General features: G+C 37.1%; 16 protein-coding genes. 1 reads left to right on the top strand and 15 read right to left on the bottom strand.

The annotated features are described in order from the left end of the window. Positions 1 to 272: 272 nt before the first annotated feature. The 6 genes from hemL to hemA form a co-directional block, all read right to left on the bottom strand. Complete coding sequence (gene hemL, locus A9C19_RS05435) at positions 273 to 1,559, bottom strand: glutamate-1-semialdehyde 2,1-aminomutase (RefSeq protein WP_072578997.1); 1,287 nt, start codon at positions 1,557 to 1,559, stop codon at positions 273 to 275. Between the two features lie 203 nt (positions 1,560 to 1,762). Then, positions 1,763 to 2,746: a porphobilinogen synthase gene (gene hemB / locus A9C19_RS05430; RefSeq protein WP_072578996.1), complete on the bottom strand. Its 984-nt coding sequence runs from the start codon at positions 2,744 to 2,746 to the stop codon at positions 1,763 to 1,765. Beyond that, positions 2,747 to 3,544 carry a uroporphyrinogen-III synthase gene (locus A9C19_RS05425; RefSeq protein WP_072578995.1) on the bottom strand — a complete coding sequence of 266 codons (798 nt, stop codon included), beginning with the start codon at positions 3,542 to 3,544 and terminating at the stop codon, positions 2,747 to 2,749. Next, positions 3,541 to 4,476 carry a hydroxymethylbilane synthase gene (gene hemC / locus A9C19_RS05420; protein WP_072578994.1) on the bottom strand — a complete coding sequence of 312 codons (936 nt, stop codon included), beginning with the start codon at positions 4,474 to 4,476 and terminating at the stop codon, positions 3,541 to 3,543. Before hemC ends, A9C19_RS05425 begins: the two co-directional genes overlap by 4 nt. A gap of 27 nt (positions 4,477 to 4,503) precedes the next feature. Beyond that, the gene (locus tag A9C19_RS05415) at positions 4,504 to 5,334 is read right to left on the bottom strand and encodes a cytochrome C assembly family protein (RefSeq protein WP_072581757.1); all 831 of its coding nucleotides are present in this window, start codon (positions 5,332 to 5,334) and stop codon (positions 4,504 to 4,506) included. A gap of 18 nt (positions 5,335 to 5,352) precedes the next feature. After that, a complete protein-coding gene (hemA, locus tag A9C19_RS05410) occupies positions 5,353 to 6,708 on the bottom strand; it encodes a glutamyl-tRNA reductase (RefSeq protein WP_072578993.1) in 1,356 nt (451 codons plus the stop codon). 522 nt (positions 6,709 to 7,230) lie between these two features. Here hemA and A9C19_RS05405 point away from each other — a divergent pair. After that, entirely contained in the window at positions 7,231 to 7,722 is a 492-nt protein-coding gene (locus A9C19_RS05405; RefSeq protein ID WP_072578992.1) for a hypothetical protein, read from the top strand. Between the two features lie 162 nt (positions 7,723 to 7,884). On the opposite strand, the gene yihA is transcribed toward A9C19_RS05405, so the two are convergent. From yihA to leuB, 9 genes are all read right to left on the bottom strand, one after another. Next, positions 7,885 to 8,469, bottom strand: coding sequence for a ribosome biogenesis GTP-binding protein YihA/YsxC (yihA, locus tag A9C19_RS05400; RefSeq protein WP_072578991.1), 585 nt, complete (start codon positions 8,467 to 8,469; stop codon positions 7,885 to 7,887). Beyond that, the gene (gene lon / locus A9C19_RS05395) at positions 8,466 to 10,790 is read right to left on the bottom strand and encodes an endopeptidase La (protein WP_072578990.1); all 2,325 of its coding nucleotides are present in this window, start codon (positions 10,788 to 10,790) and stop codon (positions 8,466 to 8,468) included. The genes yihA and lon overlap by 4 nt, the downstream gene beginning before the upstream one ends. Before the next feature lie 507 nt (positions 10,791 to 11,297). Then, on the bottom strand, positions 11,298 to 12,974 hold the full coding sequence (gene lonB, locus A9C19_RS05390; RefSeq protein ID WP_072578989.1) for an ATP-dependent protease LonB: 1,677 nt from the start codon (positions 12,972 to 12,974) through the stop codon (positions 11,298 to 11,300). 632 nt (positions 12,975 to 13,606) lie between these two features. Then, positions 13,607 to 14,872, bottom strand: coding sequence for an ATP-dependent protease ATP-binding subunit ClpX (gene clpX / locus A9C19_RS05380; RefSeq protein ID WP_072578987.1), 1,266 nt, complete (start codon positions 14,870 to 14,872; stop codon positions 13,607 to 13,609). 367 nt (positions 14,873 to 15,239) lie between these two features. Continuing rightward, a complete protein-coding gene (gene tig, locus A9C19_RS05375; protein WP_072578986.1) occupies positions 15,240 to 16,529 on the bottom strand; it encodes a trigger factor in 1,290 nt (429 codons plus the stop codon). Between the two features lie 258 nt (positions 16,530 to 16,787). Next, positions 16,788 to 17,807, bottom strand: a complete 1,020-nt coding sequence (locus tag A9C19_RS05370) for a tetratricopeptide repeat protein (protein WP_072581756.1) — start codon at positions 17,805 to 17,807, stop codon at positions 16,788 to 16,790. 410 nt (positions 17,808 to 18,217) lie between these two features. Next, positions 18,218 to 18,814: a 3-isopropylmalate dehydratase small subunit gene (leuD, locus tag A9C19_RS05365; protein WP_072578985.1), complete on the bottom strand. Its 597-nt coding sequence runs from the start codon at positions 18,812 to 18,814 to the stop codon at positions 18,218 to 18,220. 39 nt (positions 18,815 to 18,853) lie between these two features. After that, the gene (gene leuC / locus A9C19_RS05360) at positions 18,854 to 20,278 is read right to left on the bottom strand and encodes a 3-isopropylmalate dehydratase large subunit (RefSeq protein WP_072581755.1); all 1,425 of its coding nucleotides are present in this window, start codon (positions 20,276 to 20,278) and stop codon (positions 18,854 to 18,856) included. Positions 20,279 to 20,383: 105 nt separating this feature from the next. Further along, a complete protein-coding gene (leuB, locus tag A9C19_RS05355; protein ID WP_072578984.1) occupies positions 20,384 to 21,493 on the bottom strand; it encodes a 3-isopropylmalate dehydrogenase in 1,110 nt (369 codons plus the stop codon). Positions 21,494 to 21,505: the final 12 nt, after the last annotated feature.

The raw sequence follows: 21,505 nt of genomic DNA, 5'->3' as shown, positions 1-21,505 counted from the left end.
CTCACTCCTTTAGAAAACCTAACCTAGTATGTATGTAGGGGTTAGTATGTCACAAGTAGCGTGTCATTTATTCATGTTTGTTGATACGAATAGTCATCCTGATTTTTATCATCCTCTTTGCTAATATAATGGCAGGTAATCTGTCATTTCCCATATACAACGCTTATTTCCTTCTAATCCCCATCTATTTAAACAACATAAACTAAAAAAAACCAAACGCCCAATCAAGAATTTGATCGGTACATTTGGTTTTGTCATAGCATGTTGACGGATTATTTTAATTTAGCAAATGCTCTTTTAGCAGCTTCAATTGTGTAATGGATATCTTCGTCGGTATGTGCTGTTGATAGGAATAGCCCTTCAAATTGAGAAGGTGGTAAAAACACTCCATCATTAGCCATACTACGATAATAGTGAGCAAAATAGTCTAAATTTGATGTTTTTGCTTTTTCATAGTTTGTTACCTCTTCATTTGTGAAGAAGAAACCTATCATAGATCCCGCTCGGTTAATTGTGTGTGGGATTTCATATTCCTTAGCTGCACTTGACAATCCTTCTTCAAGGAGATCTGCTTTACGTTGAAATTCTGAATAAGATTCTTTTGTTAATTGTCTTAATGTTTCGTAACCTGCTGTCATCGCTAATGGATTCCCTGATAATGTACCAGCTTGATAAATAGGTCCACTCGGAGCAATTTGTTGCATAATTTCTGCTTTTCCACCGTATGCACCAACAGGTAGCCCTCCACCAATAACTTTTCCTAAACAGGTGATATCAGGTGTCACATCATAGAAACCTTGTGCACAACCATAATCAACGCGGAATCCTGTCATAACCTCGTCAAAAATAAGTAAGGAACCGTACTCATTTGTTACATTTCTTAACCCTTCTAGAAAGCCAGGTTGTGGAGGAACAACTCCCATATTACCTGCTACTGGTTCTACAATGACACCTGCAATATCTTCACCAAATTGTTCAAATGCGTAACGGATGCTCTCAAGATCATTGTAAGGGACAGTAATTGTATTACTAGCAATCCCCTCTGGTACACCTGGACTGTCAGGTAAGCCTAAAGTAGCTACACCTGAGCCTGCTTTAATAAGTAAGGAATCCCCATGCCCATGGTAACAACCTTCAAATTTTACAATTTTGTTACGACCTGTATACCCTCTAGCTAATCGCAGGGCACTCATCGTCGCTTCCGTTCCAGAGCTTACCATTCGAATAACTTCAATTGATGGAACTCGTTCGATAACTAGCTTTGCTAATTCATTCTCAATAAGGGTTGGCGCGCCAAAGCTCGTACCTGATTCTACTACCTTCTTAATTGCTTCAACGACTGTATCGTTCGCATGTCCGTGAATAAGGGGTCCCCATGAGAGAACATAGTCAATATACTCATTGCCATCAATATCAACTATTTTCGCACCTTTTCCCCTTTCCATAAAGATAGGATTCATTCCGACAGATTTAAAGGCACGTACAGGGCTATTCACACCACCTGGCATTAACCCTTTTGCTTCAAGAAACGCATTTTCACTTTTTTCATAACTTCTCATGTTCATTCCCCTTCCTGGAGTTCAATAGTAGAAGCTTGTATCATTTGATTTTTAATAGCCATTTTTATTTTAAAGATCTTGGGTACAAATATATGGTTCTCTAAAAAGTGAGAGTTGATTTTTCATCCGAATAATGGAGAAGGTAGAAAAGAGCTACTAAAAAAACTAGTTTCTACTCCCTACACACAAAAAAAATAAATGAATTATTTCGCTTCTTCTTTCAACCAACGTGCTACATCTTTAGCAAAATAAGTGATCATTAAATCGACACCTGCACGCTTCATTCCAATCAACATTTCCATAACAAGCGCCTTTTCATCAACCCAACCGTTTTGAGCTGCTGCTTTAATCATTGAGTACTCTCCACTTACATTATAAGCAACAACAGGTATATTAAAGTTATTCTTCACATCTCTAATGATATCTAAATAAGCAAGTGCTGGTTTTACAATTAAGAAGTCTGCTCCTTCCTCAAGATCAGACTGGGCCTCTCTTAATGCTTCATCGCGATTAGCAGGGTCCATTTGGTAAGTTTTTCGATCACCAAATTGAGGTGTACTATGAGCAGCGTCTCGGAATGGACCATAAAAGGCACTCGCATATTTTACCGCATACGACATAATTGGAATATGACCATAGCCTGCTTCGTCTAATCCATGACGAATGGCAGCAACAAACCCATCCATCATATTTGAAGGTGCTATAATATCAGCACCTGCTTTCGCCTGACTAACAGCTGTTTTTGCTAATAAATCTAACGTAGGATCGTTCAAAATACTTCCATATTCAACAATTCCACAATGTCCGTGATCTGTATATTGGCATAAGCATGTATCTGCAACAACTACTAAATCCGGAAACGCCTCTTTAACCAAACGTGTAGCTCTTTGGACAATCCCTTCTTCGTTATATGCTTCAGAACCTACCTCGTCTTTATGGTCAGGAACACCGAACAAGATAATTGATTTTATTCCAAGTGATACAATCTCTTCTATCTCTTCTTGTAATAAGTCTAGTGAAATATGATACACACCTGGCATTGATGGAACTTCATTTCTTTTATTTTTTCCTTCTACTACGAAAAGAGGGTAAATAAAGTCTTCAGCTCTTAAATGCGTTTCTCTTACTAAAGCTCGTAAATTCGTTGTATTACGTAAACGACGGTGTCTTGCAAACTGGATATCCATTTAACATCCTCCTCTATTTTGCTCAAGATTAATCATGAGTTTGACCATATCATCAATTGTGTAAGATATTGGCATGAAGCCAGTAAAGCCATATTCCTCTAACGTTTGCTTTGTTATAGGTCCTATACAAATAAACGTGATCTTCTCTAAGTGCTTATGTAAATGCTCTTGATTTAAAACCTTCATAAAGCTATCAACTGTTGACGAGCTTGTAAACGTAATATAATCTAGCTCATCATGTAAAAGGTAGGTCTCTATCTTCTTGGCTTCCTCCATATCATGCGTTGTTTTATAAACAACCAAATCAGTCACATGAAATCCTTTTGCCGTTAATTCCGTCACAAGGACATCTCTTGCCAAGTTTCCTCTGACTACTAATACGGTACTCTTTTCAGGAAGAGCTCCCGCTATCTTTTCGGCTAATTTCTCTGCGACAAACTCCTCAGGGACGATGGAGACATCCAAATTCAGCTGTTTCATTTGCTCTGTTGTTTTTCTTCCGACTGATGCAGCAACCATATGACTAAGACTGTCATATGACATGTGATAGTGATCTATGTAAGCCTTAAAAAACTTTACACCATTCGCACTTGTAAATACTATGCAATCATAGTTGGAAAGCTGATCTAACGTTTGCTTGATCTCTTCTTTATTTTCATCATAGGGTTGAATTTGAAGAAGAGGAGCTGAGACTGCAACTCCACCTACTTCTTCTATTTTCCGAATAAATCCTTCTACTTGAGGTTTAGCACGTGTAATTAATACTCGTTTCCCCTGTAAAGGACTATTCTGTTTCATGAATGGTCTAGCTCCTCTTTTACTCTGTCAATTAAAGCCTTGGCTCCTTGACTAGTTAACGTTTGGGCTACTTCACTTCCTAATGCTACAGGATCTTCCCCACTTACATTCTGCTTATAAACCTCTTTCCCGTCTGGCGAAGCAATTAACCCTGTGAATGAAATGTGCATATCATCCGTTACAGTAGCAAACCCAGCGATAGGAACCTGGCAGCCACCCTCCATTTTTGTAAGGAATGTTCTTTCAGCGGTTACGGCTAACTTCGTTTTCTGATCTGTTAAGTTCGCAAGCAGCTCTAATAACTCTTTATCATCCTCACGACATTCTATAGCAAGTGCTCCTTGACCAACAGCCGGTAAGCATGTTTCTGGTTCCAAAAATTCGGTAATAATCTCTTTACTCCAGCCCATTCGTGATAAACCAGCTGCTGCTAAAATAATGGCATCATAATCTTCTGTTTTCAATTTATCAAGGCGTGTATCAATATTTCCTCTAATCCATTTAATGTCTAAATCTGGTCGTTCCATTAACAGCTGTGCACTTCTTCTTAAACTACTTGTGCCAACAACTGCTCCAGCTGGTAGTTCAGATAATTTTTTATGGTCTTTTGAGATAAGGACATCTCGATAATCTTCCCGATCTGGGATACACCCAATCGTTAATCCTTCCGGTAAAATCCCCGGCATATCCTTCATGCTATGAACAGCCATATCGATGTCTCCATCAATCATCGCCTGCTCAATTTCTTTAACAAAAAGTCCCTTGCCACCCACTTTTGATAAGGTTACATCTAATATACGATCGCCCTTCGTAACAATTTCCTTTACTTCGAATTCAAAAGGTAAACCGAACGATTTTAATTGATTAATAACCCAGTTCGTCTGTGTTAAGGCGAGCTTACTTCTTCTTGACCCTATTACAATCTTTCTCATAATTTCCTCCTACATCTCTATGCCAAATTAAGAATCCCAAAAATGAAATCTTGATAAACTACCAAATAAGAAAAAATTTATTAACAAAATTAAAAACGCGGCTAGATTTATAAATGCCACAGACTTTCCTTGTAATTCCTTGACAATTCTCACATATAAATAGACGCTATATGTAAGTAATACGGTAAATGAACCGAGCACCTTCGCATCATACCAATGGAAGTTTTCCAATTTAATATAGGCCCAAATGATACCTAATATAAGACTTAATAACAGCATTGGTACACCAATCACATTTAATACATACGACATATGATCAAGTTTAGATAAATCCTCTAAACGTAGGAGACGCTTTCCCCATTTTTTCTTTTTTAACAAATTATATTGTATGGTGTATAAAATTGAGAAAACAAATGATAGTGAGAACGCTCCATATGAAAGAATCGCCATCGTAATATGGATAAACAATAATTCTGATACAAGCTGAGTTGAAACAGCAGCAGATTCATATTGAGCTGGCGCAAACGTATGCAAAGCCATCATAATAAAGCCTATTACATTAGTAAAAAAGATAATAAATTCTGCTTTAATAAATTTGTTTAATACAAGTGAGAGTGTTACCAAGACCCACGTATAGAAATACAATCCTTCAAACACGTTAAGAACTGGGAATCTACCTGTTTCAAACATACGTGCAAATAAAAAAATTGTTTGTAAAAACCAAACAATAGAAAGCAACCAGAAGGCAGCTCGTTTCGCCTTCCGGTTATTATTTAAAAAGTCTATAAAATATAAAAGTACACATAATGCGTAAAGAATAATTGTTATTTCATTTAATCTAGTTAAGCTCATCTCCATAGCGAAAAGTCCTTTCACTTACGATTGAAGTGAAGCACGATAATTGAACACCTGCTCATTTTTAGGAGAAGGATTATGCAAGCCTTCTCTTTCTACCTGCTCATTTACATCATCTTCAATATTGAATATTTTCATAAACAACTGTAAAGACTCTTGAGCATTTGGTTCAGCAGATAGCTCCTTTGCTTTAACAATCGGATCTTTTAGCAATTGATTAATAATGCTTTTTGTATGCTTACTAAGAACTTTTCTTTCGCGATCAGTTAAATTAGGCATTTTTCGTTCAATGCTTTCCATTGTTTCCGCTTGAATATTCAATGCCTTTTGACGTAAAGCAGAAATAACAGGAACTACACCAAGTGTATTCACCCATTGCTTAAATTGAACAATCTCCGCTTCAATCATCAGTTCGATTCGTTGAGCTGCTACTTTACGCTCGTTTAAGTTTGATTCGACAATTCCTTGTAGATCATCGATATCGTACAAAAATACACTTTCAAGCTCAGATAACTTTGGATCTAGATCGCGTGGTACAGCTATATCGACCATAAAAAGTGGACGACCCTTTCTCATTTTTTCAACATGTGACATCAATTCTTTTGTGACAACAAAATCCTTAGCACCTGTTGAACTAATTAAGATATCTGCCTCCACAAGACCACATTGGAGTTCATTCATTCCTTTTGCATGCCCATCAAAGCGATTTGCTAGTTGCTCTGCTTTCTCTACTGTTCGATTCATGACCGTTACTTTCCCTACTCCATTCCCATGTAGGTTTTGAACAGCTAGCTCTCCCATTTTACCTGCACCTAAGATCAATACATGCTTCGAACGTAAATCACCAAAGATCTTTTTAGCTAATTCGACCGCAGCATAACTAACTGAAACAGCATTCGATCCAATATCTGTCTCAGAATGTGAGCGTTTCGCTAAAGTGACCACCTGTTTAAACAGCTGGTTGAAAATAGTACCGATCGTTTGATTTTCTTGAGCTAATAAAAAGCTAGAACGAACCTGTCCTAAGATTTGAGTCTCACCCAAGATCATAGAATCAAGCCCACATGCAACCTTACATAGGTGTTCAATTGCTCCATCCGCTTCATAAATCGTTAAATACGGAGAAATCTCCTCTTTCTCTAATCCGAACCAATTTGCTAAAAATGCCTTTATATAATAACGACCAGTATGCAATTGATCGACAACTGCATAAAGCTCAGTACGATTACATGTAGAAACAATCACATTCTCTAGAATGCTTTTTTGTTTTTTTAGCTGTTTCATCGCGTCTGCTAGCTCATTAGGCTGAAATGAGAGCTTCTCACGAATTTCAACAGGGGCAGTTTTATAATTTAATCCGACAACTAGAATATGCATTACCCTTTGCACCCCCAAATCCAGGATTGTTACTATAGTATAACATGATCTTAAACACGTTCTTCCTAAATAATGTGAACACTGTTTGAAACTATATGATATGATAAACTATGTTTAGATAGGTAAAAAAGTAGTCATTTATCATATTTTTCTTCTGTAAAACGATCTACATAATCAGACAATTTTCTTCATACTCTCTTTGAGTACAATAACAAAAAAAGACCTAATAATCAAGTTAATGGACTTGTTCACCTAGTAAATAATAACATATTTACATAAAGTATGGCTACGTTTTCATTCCTTGAACGATTTAATTAGAAACCAAGGCTATTTTCGAAAAAATTTGTTGCTTCTAGTAAGAAACATTATTGTCGATCTTCACTAACGGTTAGAAGTAAAAATAGGCAGCCCCTTTCTTTTAATCACCGTATATTCGTAAGAACAGTAAAAACAACAAGCTTTTAGAAAAGAGCCTTCTTATATACCTATATACCCATATATTTAACTATTAGAGGTGAATTCATGAAAAAAATATCCCTTTTCCCAGCAATCGTCATTTTTGGTATCGGTCTTTATTATTCTTTGCAAAAATTTGAAATTTATTTATTTGAGCATCAATCAAGTTGGCAATTTCTCCTTATTCTGTTGGGCTTCGCTTTTTTAATAAGTGGCCATTTTGAGAAGGACAATACAGCGATTCTTCCAGGTATAACTTTAGTCGGTCTCGGTATTCACTTTATTTATCACGGACGATTAAATACTTGGCCTGACCATGCACCGGCTTTTTTATTCATCCTTGCTGTTAGCTTCCTATTGACTTCTTTAAAAACAAAAAATGGAGCATCTCAAGGTGTCATTCTTTTCCTACTTGCACTCATTTTACATTTTCTACAAAGAATTATTGATTCCTTATCCTTCATACAGGCTGGAGTAACTTTACTTGAAACATATTGGCCTTTTCTATTTCTTTTAGTAGGTGGCTTTCTCTTATATAGAACAAGAAAAAGAGGGTGACTCAATTGGTTGTTAAATAACGACCTCTTGAGCACTCTTTCTTATTTTTTACAGGTACGCAACGCAAAGAAATCCTCATTCAATCGTTTCTTATTGGATTCCGTGCAATGAAAAAGGCTAACCCAAGGTCTAAAATCTAGACTTTTAGGTCAGCCACTTTTTTTATGAAGTATAGTCCTCAATGATTTTCCATGCTTCGCTTTTTCCTTGTCCTGTTTCAGATGAAAATAAAACAAAGGAATCATTTTTGTCCATGTTTAATTTCTCTTTAATTACTTTTGTATGCTTCTGCCACTTTGATTTTGGAATCTTATCTGCTTTTGTGGCCACAATGATTGCAGGGATATCATAATGCTTTAGGAATTCATACATTAAGACGTCATCACTTGTAGGCGGATGTCTTACATCAATTAATAATACAACTGCACGCAATTGTTCTCTTGATGTAATATAGGTCTCAATCATTTTCCCCCAAGCTTCTCGTTCTGACTTACTTACCTTGGCATACCCATATCCAGGTACATCAACAAAATGTAAAACTTCATTGATGATATAAAAGTTTAAGGTTTGCGTTTTACCTGGCTTAGAGGAAATTCTTGCAAGAGCCTTTCTTGCTAACATTTTATTAATAAATGATGACTTCCCCACATTGGATCTACCAGCTAATGCGATTTCAGGTAAGTTCCCTTCAGGATATTGGGCTGGCTTTACGGCACTTATTACGATTTCTGAGCTAGTAACTTTCATTCTTTCTCCTCTGTTAATGCATGTTTTAGTACTTCATCTAAATGAGATACAAGAACAAAGGTCAACTCATTTCGAACACTTTCAGGAATATCATCTAAATCTTTCTCATTATCCTTAGGTGCAATAATCTTTGTTAACCCTGCTCTATGCGCACTCAATGTTTTCTCTTTTAATCCCCCAATTGGTAGCACTCTACCACGTAGGGTTATTTCCCCTGTCATTCCAACTTCTTTCCTAACAGCACGACCTGTTAAGGCAGATATTAAGGCTGTCGCCATTGTAATCCCAGCTGAAGGCCCATCCTTAGGAACAGCCCCTTCTGGAACATGGACATGAATATCATTCTTCTCATGGAAAGCACTATCAATGTTCAATTCATTAGCTCTTGAGCGAATATAACTGAATGCAGCCTGGGCAGATTCCTTCATAACATCTCCAAGCTTACCTGTTAGAAGCAACTTCCCTTTACCTGGAGTTACTGAGACTTCAATGGATAAAGTGTCTCCACCAACAGTTGTATAAGCTAATCCTGTCGCTACACCAACTTGGTCTTCCAGTTCAGCTTGACCATATCGAAATCTCTTCTTCCCTAAAAAGTCCTCGATATTTTTGTCGGTAATGACGATTTTCTTTCTCTCTTGCTTTACAATCAATTTAGCAGCTTTTCGACATACCGCTGCTAATTGACGTTCTAGTCCACGAACACCAGCTTCTCTTGTAAAGTAACGTATGATGCTTTGAATGGCATCTTCACGAATTTGCAAGTGAGATTTTTTAAGACCATGCTCTTTTAATTGACGTGGTAATAAATGATCTTTAGCAATGTGGATTTTTTCCAACTCGGTATATCCAGCAATGTTAATAATTTCCATTCGATCACGAAGTGGACCTGGTATTGTCGCTAAATTATTCGCTGTTGCAATAAACATAACTTTAGATAAATCATAGGTTTCTTCGATGTAATGATCACTGAAGGTATGATTTTGCTCAGGATCAAGAACCTCTAGCATTGCAGAAGAAGGATCTCCTCTAAAATCACTGGACATTTTATCAATTTCATCAAGCAAAAAGACAGGGTTTACTGTACCAGCTTTTTTCATTCCTTGAATGATTCTACCTGGCATTGCACCTACATAGGTCCTACGATGGCCTCTTATTTCAGATTCATCTCGAACCCCACCTAATGAAATTCTTACAAAATGACGATTTAATGATTTTGCTATTGACCTAGCTAAAGACGTTTTTCCGACTCCAGGAGGTCCAGCTAAGCAAAGGATAGGCCCTTTCAAGGAATTTGTTAATTGTTGAACAGCCAAATACTCTATAACTCGTTCTTTTACCTTTTCTAGTCCGTAATGCTCTTCATCAAGAATTTCTTCTGCTACTTTAACGTCTAATCGGTCTTCTGTAGCCTTTGTCCAAGGAAGTGAAAGCAACCAGTCAATATAGTTGCGAATGACGGCACTCTCTGCTGAACTTGAAGGTACCTTTTCATACCGATCCAATTCTTTTAAAGCTAGCTCTTTTATATGATCTGGCATTCCAGCCTCTTCGATTTTTTCAGTAAGAGTCGAAACCTCACCAAGCTTCCCTTCTTTTTCACCAAGCTCTTTTTGGATAGCTTTCATTTGCTCACGAAGGTAATATTCTTTTTGAGTTCGTTCCATCGATTTTTTTACGCGCTGACCAATTTTCTTCTCTAACTGAAGTACTTCTTTTTCATTATGAATAATAGAGATGACTCTATTAAGTCTTTCCTTTACGTCTAATGTTTCTAGTATTTCTTGTTTCTCCTTTAGCTTTAAAGGTAAGTGCGAGGAAATAATGTCTGCCATTCTTCCTGGTTCATTAATATCTGTAACTGTCGCATACGTTTCAGCAGATATTTTTTTAGAAAGCTTTATGTATTGTTCAAAATACTCTAGCATCGTTCTCATTAACGCTTCTTCTTCAACACTTTTTGCCTCTGGATCAGGATGTAGCTCAATTTCGACTGAATAAAACGGATCTTCTTCGACAAAATAGATAATTTCTCCACGTTCAATTCCTTCTACAAGAACGCGAATCGTACCATTTGGTAACTTCAACATTTGTTTTATTTTCGTCAACGTTCCAATTTCAAAAATATCTTCCTTCGTTGGCTCATCTATCGAAATCTCTTTTTGAGTCGTTAAAAAGATCATTGAATCTTCCATCATTGCTTTTTCTAACGCCTGAACAGATTTATCTCTTCCTACATCCAAATGCAATACCATTGTAGGATATACAAGTAATCCTCTTAGCGGTAGGAGAGGGACAATTTGAGTAGTTGATTTCGCCATGCGCTAACACCTCCATGACAGTATATAATTGTTATTGTTCAATTCTATCCTATTCTTTTTCGGGTGTCTAATTGTAGCCATTAACTTTTGACCCATACGTAGTATACCCTAATCCGCTCATTTGAAAAAGAAAATGAGGAAAAGAATATAAATGGGACAAACTTTTTATAAATATGGGTACCTGTTAACACCTGGAGAACTTAGAAAATATATGAGGCTTTTCCTTTTTTAGAGTGGCTACAATCAATTATGTAGGAGATGCCGGTTAATATAATGAACAAACGTTCTTGTTTCTAATAAAAAACGCTGTTGATTGTCTAGTCAACAGCGTTTTTTATTTGATTACGTTGGTCATTACCCGGTAGCCATCGATGAAGCACAGCGCAAGTATCAGCACTTCACCACAGAGAATGGTCGTCGCATCTTAAAAGAACGAGTTATCTTGCCTTATTCTTCGTTTGTTTTAGTGACTTAGATTAAGCCATTTTTTTCATTCTCCTTAATGAATCAAACAGATTCCTGTTGCGGGAAATCTGTGTCTTCATCTAGGATTGAACGGTCTAACTCAGTTGGCGGGTTTACTAGTGCTATATCAAATACTTCTTGTAAATGTGATACAGGGATGATTGTAATTCCTTCAATGTCTTGGAGAATAGATTGCATATTCTCTTCAGGGATAATCACAATTTCAGCTCCTGCTTTTTTTGCTGCTTTAATTTTTGGAATAACTCCTCCAATTGGTTTCACATTACCATGGATACTAATTTCTCCAGTCATCGCTACTTTATTGCTAATGGCAATACGATGTATGGCGGAAAAAATGCCGGTTGCCATCGCAATTCCCGCGGATGGCCCATCTATCGGTGTTCCCCCTGGAAAATTAACATGAATATCATAATCACCTGCATGAATTCCCATGGATCGAAGAACGGTTAAGACATTCTCTATTGACCCTTTAGCCATACTTTTTCTTCTAATTGACTTAGAACGATCACCAATACTTTCTTCTTCAACAATACCGGTAATATTGATTGTTCCCTTATCTTTTTCAGCTGGGATCACTGTCACCTCTATTTCAAGTAATGCACCTGTATTTGGTCCATGTACCGCTAAGCCATTAACAAGACCTATTGAGGCATTCTCATTTATTTTCCGTTCATATCTAGGAGTTAATTGGCTAGAATTTATCACCCATTCTATATCCTCTACAGTGAGATCTTGTCGATCTTCAGACAAAGCAATTCCAGTTGCAATTTGCATGAGATTGACAACCTCTCGACCATTACGCACATATGAGGTAAGCAAATTCACCCCTTCATCACTAACATTCATATTGACTTTATCCGCAGCTTTTTTTGCTACTACGAACAATTCATCTTGATCAAGATCTCTAAAAAACACTTCCAAACATCTAGATCGAATAGCTGGAGGAATTTCACTCGGTGTTCTCGTTGTTGCACCGATTAATCTAAAATCAGCAGGTAAACCATTCTTGAAAATATCATGTATGTGGGTAGGTATTTGAGTGTTTTCCTCATTATAATAAGCACTTTCTAAAAATACTTTACGATCTTCAAGTACCTTTAAAAGCTTATTCATTTGAATAGGATGCAATTCTCCTATCTCATCTATAAACAACACTCCACCATGAGCATGTGAAACAGCTCCTTGTTTTGGTTGTGGAATTCCTGCTTGCCCCATTGCACCTGCCCCCTGATAAATCGGATCATGAACAGAACCAATTAAAGGGTCTGCAATACCTCGCTCATCAAATCTAGCTGTTGTTGCATCTAGTTCTACAAATACTGCATTTTCTTTAAAAGGTGAACGTTTATTCCGTTTAGCTTCCTCAAGGACAAGTCTAGCTGCGGCTGTTTTCCCAACACCCGGCGGTCCATAGATAATTACATGCTGTGGATTAACAGAACACAAAGCTGCACGTAATGATTTTATCCCATCCTCTTGACCAACAATATCTTGAAAGCTTTTCGGACGAACCTTTTCCGCTAATGGTTCTGTTAATTTTATCGCTCTCATTTTCCGCAATTGTTCCATTTCTTTTTTTGATTCACGATCTATAGAAACCTTTTGGGTTCTTTGGTTTTTCAGTAAGTTCCAAAAATACATCCCAATTATAATACCAAAAAACAACTGAATAAATAGAGCTATACTAGTCCAACTCATTTTTGTCCCTCCTACAATGATGTCTTAAGTACCGCCATGCTGTTCGTTCCATTTCACCTACTATACCAAGCATCTTTTTTGTTCCTAATATGTAAGATTGAAACGCCAGATGTTTAGAAACACTGGTCTCATCGCATTAGAAAAGCACTTCATGCTCTTTTAATAGACCTTTTTTTGTTAAGTTAACCTCTATTTAAAAATGGTTATGTATAGCTAGTATCTCCGAGCATTGGTACGAATAAACATAAATTTACAGAATCTATTTTGTATGATCAGCATGAAAGGAGGAGAGAACATCTTAGCATGTATTAAACATTCCGATGACCATACGATCATGACCATCTGAATGAATAGTAAATTGATTGGGAGGTTTAAATCTACTATATACAGGGAGATTTGTGAATGAATTATGTAGCCCTAGAGGTGGGTCTGAAAGCAAGATGTCACGACTTTAGTGAAATACGAAGGGTGAATTGCATAGATATTCTATTTAAGAAACCACAAAAATCTGATGTTTCTACTAAGTACAAGGTATTTCTCTTCCGCACAGCGAGAGTAGCTTTTTCATTAGAATGGTACCTTTATTTTAGTTTTACATAAAAAAAAGAAGCTGATTGCTCAGCTTCTTTTTCTTATGCAGATGTTTTTTTATCTTCTTCGATAACAGTACCATCATTTAAAACTAACTTTGGTAATGCTTCTCCCTTAACCGTTGCATCTGTAATAATAGCTTTCGTAATATCATCACGAGATGGTAGATCAAACATCATATCAAGCATCATGCCTTCAATAATGGATCGAAGACCACGTGCTCCTGTTTTTCGTTCAATTGCTTTCTTAGCAATCTCTAGTAATGCGCCATCTTCAAACTCTAGTTCAACTCCGTCAAGATCAAGCATTTTTTGATATTGCTTCACAAGAGCATTTTTAGGTTTTGTTAGAATTTCAACTAATGCTTCTTCATCAAGAGGTTCTAAGCTAGCGATAACTGGCAGACGACCAATAAATTCAGGAATTAAACCAAATTTAAGTAAATCTTCTGGCAATACTTGAGACAATAAAGCTTTTTTGTCTAGATCTGCATTTTTATTATCAGAACCAAAACCGATTACTTTACGACCAAGTCTTCTTTTGATGATTTGTTCAATCCCATCGAATGCTCCACCACAAATAAATAAGATATTTGTCGTATCGATTTGAATAAACTCTTGATGTGGGTGTTTTCTTCCACCTTGAGGAGGAACACTTGCCACAGTTCCTTCAAGAATTTTCAATAGGGCTTGTTGTACACCTTCTCCTGATACATCACGAGTGATTGATGGGTTTTCCGACTTACGAGCCACTTTATCGATCTCATCGATGTAGATGATACCCTTTTCTGCTTTTTCAACATCATAATCTGCTGCTTGAATCAGTTTGAGAAGGATGTTCTCTACGTCTTCTCCTACATATCCCGCTTCCGTTAAAGAGGTTGCATCTGCTATAGCAAACGGTACATTTAGAATACGAGCTAACGTTTGAGCAAGTAATGTTTTTCCACTACCAGTTGGTCCAATCATTGAAATATTACTCTTAGAAAGCTCAACGTCATCGATTTTGCTATTAGAGTTAATACGCTTATAGTGATTATAAACAGCAACCGCTAATGATTTCTTCGCATTATCTTGACCGATTACATATTCATCAAGGATTTCACGAATTTCTTTTGGTTTCGGAACATCTTTGAATTCTACTTCTTCTTCAGTACCAAGTTCTTCCTCTACAATCTCAGTACAAAGCTCAATACATTCATCACATATATAAACTCCAGGTCCCGCAACTAATTTACGAACCTGATCTTGTGTTTTACCACAAAACGAACATTTTAGTTGTCCTTTTTCGTCGTTAAATTTAAACATTTTTTTCACCCCTTGTATCTTTATCTCTTCATAAAAACTAGGTTCTGTATATTCTTCTAGTATGAAGATCAATAGGCCTTATCATACAATCAAATGTATAGCAGGTATGTATTGCATTTTACCATAAGTAGAGTGTTGATTGGTACTAATACTACTTCAAGTGCCTGAAATGATAGCGAACAAATTCTTTTAGAAATCGATAGTCCTTCATGTTATGCGAAGAATCCATTTATTATGTTATGAACTCATTACTTCTTCTAGTTTATGTATGTAATGGCTTTCTTATATCATTCCCTCAGGAATATAAATAAAACATCTTTGTACAAAACAAGGCACGATTTACTCGCGCCTTGTTTCTTTAATTATATTATGCAGTAACTTTGCTATTTTCTACAAGGAAATCGATCGCTTTACGAACTTTCATATCTTCTTTAAGTCCATCAGCAGATCCGCCTAATGCTTGCTTAACATTCTCTACAGGCATGTTGTACATTTCAGCCATTTGAGCAATTTCAGCTTCAACATCTTCATCAGAAACTTCAATGTTTTCAGCTTTTGCAATTGCTTCTAATGTTAAGTTGTATTTCACGCGTTTTTGAGCATCTTCTTTCATTTGAGCTTTTAACGCTTCTTCGTCTTGACCTGAGAATTGGAAGTATAAGTCAAGGTTCATTCCTTGCATTTGTAAACGTTGCTCGAATTCTTGCATCATGCGAGAAATTTCGTTTTCAACAAGTGCGTTTGGAATGTCAACCTCTACACCCTCAGCTGCCTTCTCAACTAATGTATCACGTAGGCGATTTTCAGCATCTGATTTTTTTGACTCTTCTAAACGAGTTCTTGTTTGAGCTTTAAGCTCTTCTAACGTTTCAACTTCTTCATTTACATCTTTAGCAAAATCATCGTCTAAAGCAGGAAGTTCTTTTGTTTTGATTTCATGAATTTTCACTTTAAACACCGCTGGTTTACCTGCAAGGTTTTCAGCATGGTATTCCTCAGGGAAAGTAACTTCAACGTCTTTTTCTGCTCCAGCTTCTAAACCAACAAGTTGCTCTTCAAAGCCTGGGATGAATGAACCTGAACCGATTTCTAATGAATAGTTCTCTGCAGCTCCACCTTCAAATTGCTCGCCATCTACATAGCCGTCAAAGTCGATAATAGCAGTGTCACCATTATCAATTGCGCCTTCTTCTTTAACAACAAGTTCAGCATGACGCTCTTGAAGTTGCTTTAATTCGTTCTCAACATCTTCTTCACTTACAGTATCATCCATCTTTTCCACTTCTAGACCTTTGTATTCACCTAATTTAACTTCAGGCTTAACAGTAACCTTTGCAGTGAAGATAAGGCTCTTGCCTTTTTCAATTTGTTCTACATCGATTTCTGGACGATCTACTGGATCAATTCCAGCTTCCTCTACAGCATTTGGGTAGAATTTAGGTAAGATGATGTCTAACGCATCTTGATATAAAGATTCTACACCAAAACGTTGGTCAAATAAGCTACGTGGGATTTTACCTTTACGGAATCCTGGAATAGATACTTGTTTTACTACCTTTTTAAATGCTTCGTCAAGTGCTAAAGTGAATTCTTCAGCTGGAACTTCTACCGTAAGAACGCCTTCGTTCCCCTCTAATTTTTCAAATTTTACTGACATATGCTGTCCCTCCAAAAATCTATAATGATTGTGCGAATAAGTGATAGGTATAGGATGGTTGCTTGTCCATTTTGAACATGTGACCATAAATATATACCTTCTTTATGTACGGTAATGTATCACCGATAACTAAACATGCTTAGGATTTCGTAAAAAAAGAAGATCATTTTGCCCACAATGAAAAGACCTTGCATACGAGGATCACTATTTTGCAACCATTTTATTATAACATAGAAAAGTTACCTTTCAACAACTAGCTTATATTTGAAGATAAGAAATTTCTTCTAGTTGATATATTTTTTGGCATGCTTCATGCAATAGCTCAAAAGAATGACCGTATACTTCTTCTAGTTCCTGTTGGTCAATTTCAATTCCATGCATTTCATAACCAACCTTATGTAAAGCCGCAGCCCATAGGTTTGCCTCAGTAGGTTCAGGAAGAAATGGAAACATAACGTATAAATGGCGTAACCAAACCTCTTTCACCGCTTCAAATAAAGTAGGATTTTCATTTCCTAATGTGTCGTCAAGAATGGTCAGGACTTTTTTTGTGAAAGGTGATGACGGGATATCCTGCAGATTCACTGGTTTCACATTCAATGACTGACCAAATTTAGTTACTAACACTTCTTTCTCTACTTCATTTTCAATCATTAGCTGCAAAATCATTGATTTTATGACAGGGTGTCCTAAAGGATTATCGAGTAATACCTGCAAACCTGAAAAATGCTTGGCAATATTTCGATCCTTTAGTGATTCGATATACCTTAGTTGCTTTGATACATCCTCAAGAACCTCATCAAGATAAAATGATGGATCCATTTCATTGATTTCTCCATCAATGTCATCAATCAGAATTTCCTCTTGTTGGACCATTCTCCTGCTAAATTCTAAAAGCTTATAAAAATGCTCTGCACTTTCTGCCGGTAACTGATTTTCTTCAAGAACGGCTTCGATCGTCGTCTGAACTTCTTGATATTCTCTTAATTGAATGAGAATGGTTAAATAAATTTGTAAGACTGTAAAATAATGCCCGATATCCTCTTGTAGCATCCTCTTACAAATATCCTTTGCTTCATGTAATTCTCCAAGCTCCATTAAACATATGGCCATACCTAGTTGAATTTCCGCTTTATCTTCATTCAACTCACTTGCTTCTGAAAACATGGATAGTGCTTCTTGGAATTTCTTCTCCTTTAATAACGTCATTCCTTTATCAATGTATCGGTCTTTCAAATTAGGAAAAGCAATAATATTAGATTGTTTTTTCTCATTCATGTGTTGGTCAACTCCAGCAACCTTTCTTTGCATTCAAGTGTAACAATCCATAGAAATGAAAACAAGCGTTAGTAGTCCACTCCACAGTATCGAACAGAAGACTCTCTAGGTCTTCCCACCAAGCTCTTAATTTCAAATCCTTACTACCATTATCATTCTCATCATCAACGTCATTAATGTTTCCTATATGAAATTTTCTTATCAGGTAAAATAATTTTTATATGGTTAGAGAGTAACAAACAAATGAGACTGGGACAAAACAAAGAGCCAGGCACCCTCCGATACAACTATTGTGTGCACTAGATAAATCAGTGCGTACATATAGTCGTTACGATAAGGTGCCAGGCACTTCTGTCCCAGCCTCATTATCTTATGTCGTTTAGCTTTTGATTTCCATGATCAACCTAAAATTATAAAAACACAGCTCTTCTCTTTTCTTCATAATCCTTGATTCTCTCTTGATAATGTAAAGTTAAATCAATCTCATCCTTGCCATGCAACAACATGTCTTTCCAGTAAGAATCGACTGAAAAAGAGAGAGTAAGACCCGCATCATCCGTTAACGTTTGGCTTTCTAAATCAATTTTTAATGAATAGTGATCTTGAGTTGATTTAGTACGAATAAGATCTAATTGACTTTGCTCTAGACTGATTGGTAACAAACCATTTTTCAGACAGTTTTGATGGAAAATATCTGCATAGGAAGGGGCTAAAATGACTTGAAAGCCATAATCAGACAAAGCCCAGGGAGCGTGTTCACGTGATGAACCACAGCCAAAATTTTCTCCAGCTAAAAGTATTGTTGCACCTTTTGCTTTTTCTTGATTTAATTCAAAACTTGGATTTTCTGACCCATCAGGCAAATATCTCCAGTCAAAAAATGCGAATCGTCCATAGCCTGTTTTTTCAATTCTTTTTAAAAATTGCTTAGGGATGATTTGGTCAGTATCAACATTTGCACGATTTAAAACCGCCACTTTTCCAATATGGGTTTTAAAAGCCTTCATCCTATTCCCTCCAAAAGTTTTAGTATAAACGAACGTTATTTAAGTAAGTGCACCTTCTTGAATATGTCGAACATCCACAAATCGTCCGAAAAGAGCAGCGGCAGCAGCCATAGCTGGGCTAACTAAATGCGTTCTTGCTCCCTTACCTTGTCGTCCTTCGAAGTTTCTGTTCGATGTTGAAGCACATCTTTCTCCTTCCGGTACTACGTCATTATTCATACTTAGGCACATGCTACAGCCAGACTCTCTCCACTCAAAGCCAGCTTCTTTAAAGATTACATCTAATCCTTCTTCTTCCGCTCTCTTCTTGACAGTTTGTGAACCCGGTACGACAATCGCGCGTACTTGCTCTGGAACTTGTTTATCTTTAAACTTTCGAATGACTTCTGCAGCCTGTCTAAGGTCCGTCATACGTGAATTTGTACAGGACCCTATAAAAACATGCTCAACAGTGATTTCTTCAATTGGTGTATTTGGTTCAAGCCCCATGTACTGATATGCACGCTTTGCCTCTTCCACATCTTCTTCATTATGGAAATCACCTAAATCAGGAGTGTTTTCGTGTACACCAACTGACATACCTGGATTTGTCCCCCACGTAACCATCGGTGGAATATCTTCCCCATTTAAAGTAATAACCATATCGTATTCTGCACCTTCGTCTGTCTTTAGGGTTTTCCAATACTCGACAGCCTTCTCAAATTCTTCACCCTTAGGTGCATATTTTCTTCCTTTAATATAAGAATACGTTGTGTCATCCGGTGCAATAAGACCCGCTCTTGCCCCCGCTTCAATAGACATATTACATATCGTCATACGTTCATCCATTGATAGGCTTTCAATGACTTCACCTGTATATTCAATAACATATCCTGTTCCAAATCGAACTCCATATTTACCAATAACAGCTAAAATAACGTCTTTGGCTGTAACGCCTGGTTCTAATTTACCTGGAACGTGAATGTTTAAGGTTTTAGGACGTTGTCTCCACAGTGTTTGGGTTGCTAACACATGCTCCACTTCACTTGTACCGATACCAAACGCAATAGCTCCAAATGCTCCATGTGTTGATGTATGACTATCTCCACATACAATCGTTTTTCCTGGTAATGTCAGTCCTAATTCAGGTCCTATAACATGAACGATGCCTTGATCTTGACTGTTTAAGTCAGCTAATCGTATGCCAAATTCTTGACAGTTTCTCTCTAGTGCATTAATTTGATTTTTTGCCACCTCATCCTTAATGACAAATCGATTAACAGTAGGTACATTGTGATCCATCGTTGCAAATGTTCGATCCGGTCGTCTAACTTTTCTCTGCTTCTCTCTAAGACCTTCAAAAGCCTGTGGGGAGGTTACTTCATGAATCAGATGTAAATCAATATATAGTAAATCTGGTTTCCCCTTTTCTTGCTGAACAATGTGCTCATCATAGATCTTTTCAATAATGGTTCTTGGCTTCATCGTCATCCCTTAACCTCCTTTATAAGATTGAAAAATGAGGGGTTGACGGTAACCTGTCAATCCCCTCAAAAACTATCATTATTTTATATAATCTCTGTTTTAAAATTAGGAATAGGCTTCCATAATGTTTAAAATAGCATGATCGTCCGCTAATGCATGTTTAATTTCCTCTGCCATTCTTGTTGTTGACATAGGGTTCCCATAAGGGGCTAAATCTGCTGTTCTAGCTCCTGAATTCAATACGTTATCGACTGCTTTTTCAATCGCTTTAGCTTCTTCTTCTAGCCCAAAGGATTGTCTAAGCATCATGGCTGCAGATAAGATGGTTGCTATTGGGTTTGCCCTATTTTCCCCTGCGATGTCAGGCGCTGAGCCATGAACTGGTTCATATAAATGTAACCCAGTTGAGGATAAACTAGCAGAGGATAACATCCCTAGAGAACCTGTTATAACAGATGCCTCATCACTTAAAATATCGCCAAACATATTCTCTGTTACCACAACATCAAATTGTCTAGGCGAACGAATGATTTGCATCGCAGCATTATCAACCAGCATATGCTCTAAAGTTACCTCTGGATATCTCGCTGCAACCTCTTCAGCTACTTCTCTCCAAACTCTACTAGACTCCAGCACATTTGCTTTATCAACAGATGTTACATGCTTTCGTCGTTGGGAGGCTATTTCAAATGCTGTGACAAGAATTCTCTCTATCTCCTGGCGTTTATAAAAAAGTGTGTCTACTACCGCTTCTTCCCCCTGATAGTCCACCCTCTCACTCGGTTTTCCAAAATATAGTCCACCTGTAAGTTCTCGGACTATTACAAAGTCTACTCCATTTACATACTCCTTTTTCAAAGGGGAAGAATCAATTAGGCTCTCGAATGTATGAATCGGTCGAAGATTTGCATATAAATCAAGCTCTTTCCTAAGAGCTAGTAGCCCACGCTCTGGTCGTTGGTGTACAGGATTTTGATCCCATTTCGGACCACCAACTGCTCCTAAAATAATCGCATCTGCGTTTTTACACATTGTGATTGTCTCTTCTGGTAATGGATTTCCTTTTTGATCAATCGCTTCTCCACCAATAAGTCCATACTCAAAATGAAATTGATGGTGAAAATGTTCTGCAACAGTTTTTAACACTTCTACTGTTACATCTACCACTTCTTTCCCAATCCCATCACCCGGTAACAATGCAATTGTTTTCTTCATGTTCTACCCCTT

The sequence above is a fragment of the Bacillus weihaiensis genome (genome assembly GCF_001889165.1).
Lineage (GTDB): Bacteria > Bacillota > Bacilli > Bacillales > Bacillaceae > Metabacillus > Metabacillus weihaiensis.
Note: the sequence above shows the minus strand (reverse complement) of the source record. Positions and strands in the feature narration are given on the sequence as shown.

Coding starts and splice junctions, on each gene's coding strand:
- hemL (WP_072578997.1), bottom strand. CDS start 1,559: ATGAGAAGTTATGAAAAAAGTGAAAATGCGTTTCTTGAAGCAAAAGGG.
- lon (WP_072578990.1), bottom strand. CDS start 10,790: ATGGCGAAATCAACTACTCAAATTGTCCCTCTCCTACCGCTAAGAGGA.
- leuC (WP_072581755.1), bottom strand. CDS start 20,278: ATGAAGCCAAGAACCATTATTGAAAAGATCTATGATGAGCACATTGTT.
- A9C19_RS05425 (WP_072578995.1), bottom strand. CDS start 3,544: ATGAAACAGAATAGTCCTTTACAGGGGAAACGAGTATTAATTACACGT.
- A9C19_RS05370 (WP_072581756.1), bottom strand. CDS start 17,807: ATGAATGAGAAAAAACAATCTAATATTATTGCTTTTCCTAATTTGAAA.
- A9C19_RS05405 (WP_072578992.1), top strand. CDS start 7,231: ATGAAAAAAATATCCCTTTTCCCAGCAATCGTCATTTTTGGTATCGGT.
- yihA (WP_072578991.1), bottom strand. CDS start 8,469: ATGAAAGTTACTAGCTCAGAAATCGTAATAAGTGCCGTAAAGCCAGCC.
- hemC (WP_072578994.1), bottom strand. CDS start 4,476: ATGAGAAAGATTGTAATAGGGTCAAGAAGAAGTAAGCTCGCCTTAACA.
- leuB (WP_072578984.1), bottom strand. CDS start 21,493: ATGAAGAAAACAATTGCATTGTTACCGGGTGATGGGATTGGGAAAGAA.
- lonB (WP_072578989.1), bottom strand. CDS start 12,974: ATGAGTTGGACTAGTATAGCTCTATTTATTCAGTTGTTTTTTGGTATT.
- A9C19_RS05415 (WP_072581757.1), bottom strand. CDS start 5,334: ATGGAGATGAGCTTAACTAGATTAAATGAAATAACAATTATTCTTTAC.
- tig (WP_072578986.1), bottom strand. CDS start 16,529: ATGTCAGTAAAATTTGAAAAATTAGAGGGGAACGAAGGCGTTCTTACG.
- hemA (WP_072578993.1), bottom strand. CDS start 6,708: ATGCATATTCTAGTTGTCGGATTAAATTATAAAACTGCCCCTGTTGAA.
- clpX (WP_072578987.1), bottom strand. CDS start 14,872: ATGTTTAAATTTAACGACGAAAAAGGACAACTAAAATGTTCGTTTTGT.
- hemB (WP_072578996.1), bottom strand. CDS start 2,746: ATGGATATCCAGTTTGCAAGACACCGTCGTTTACGTAATACAACGAAT.
- leuD (WP_072578985.1), bottom strand. CDS start 18,814: ATGAAGGCTTTTAAAACCCATATTGGAAAAGTGGCGGTTTTAAATCGT.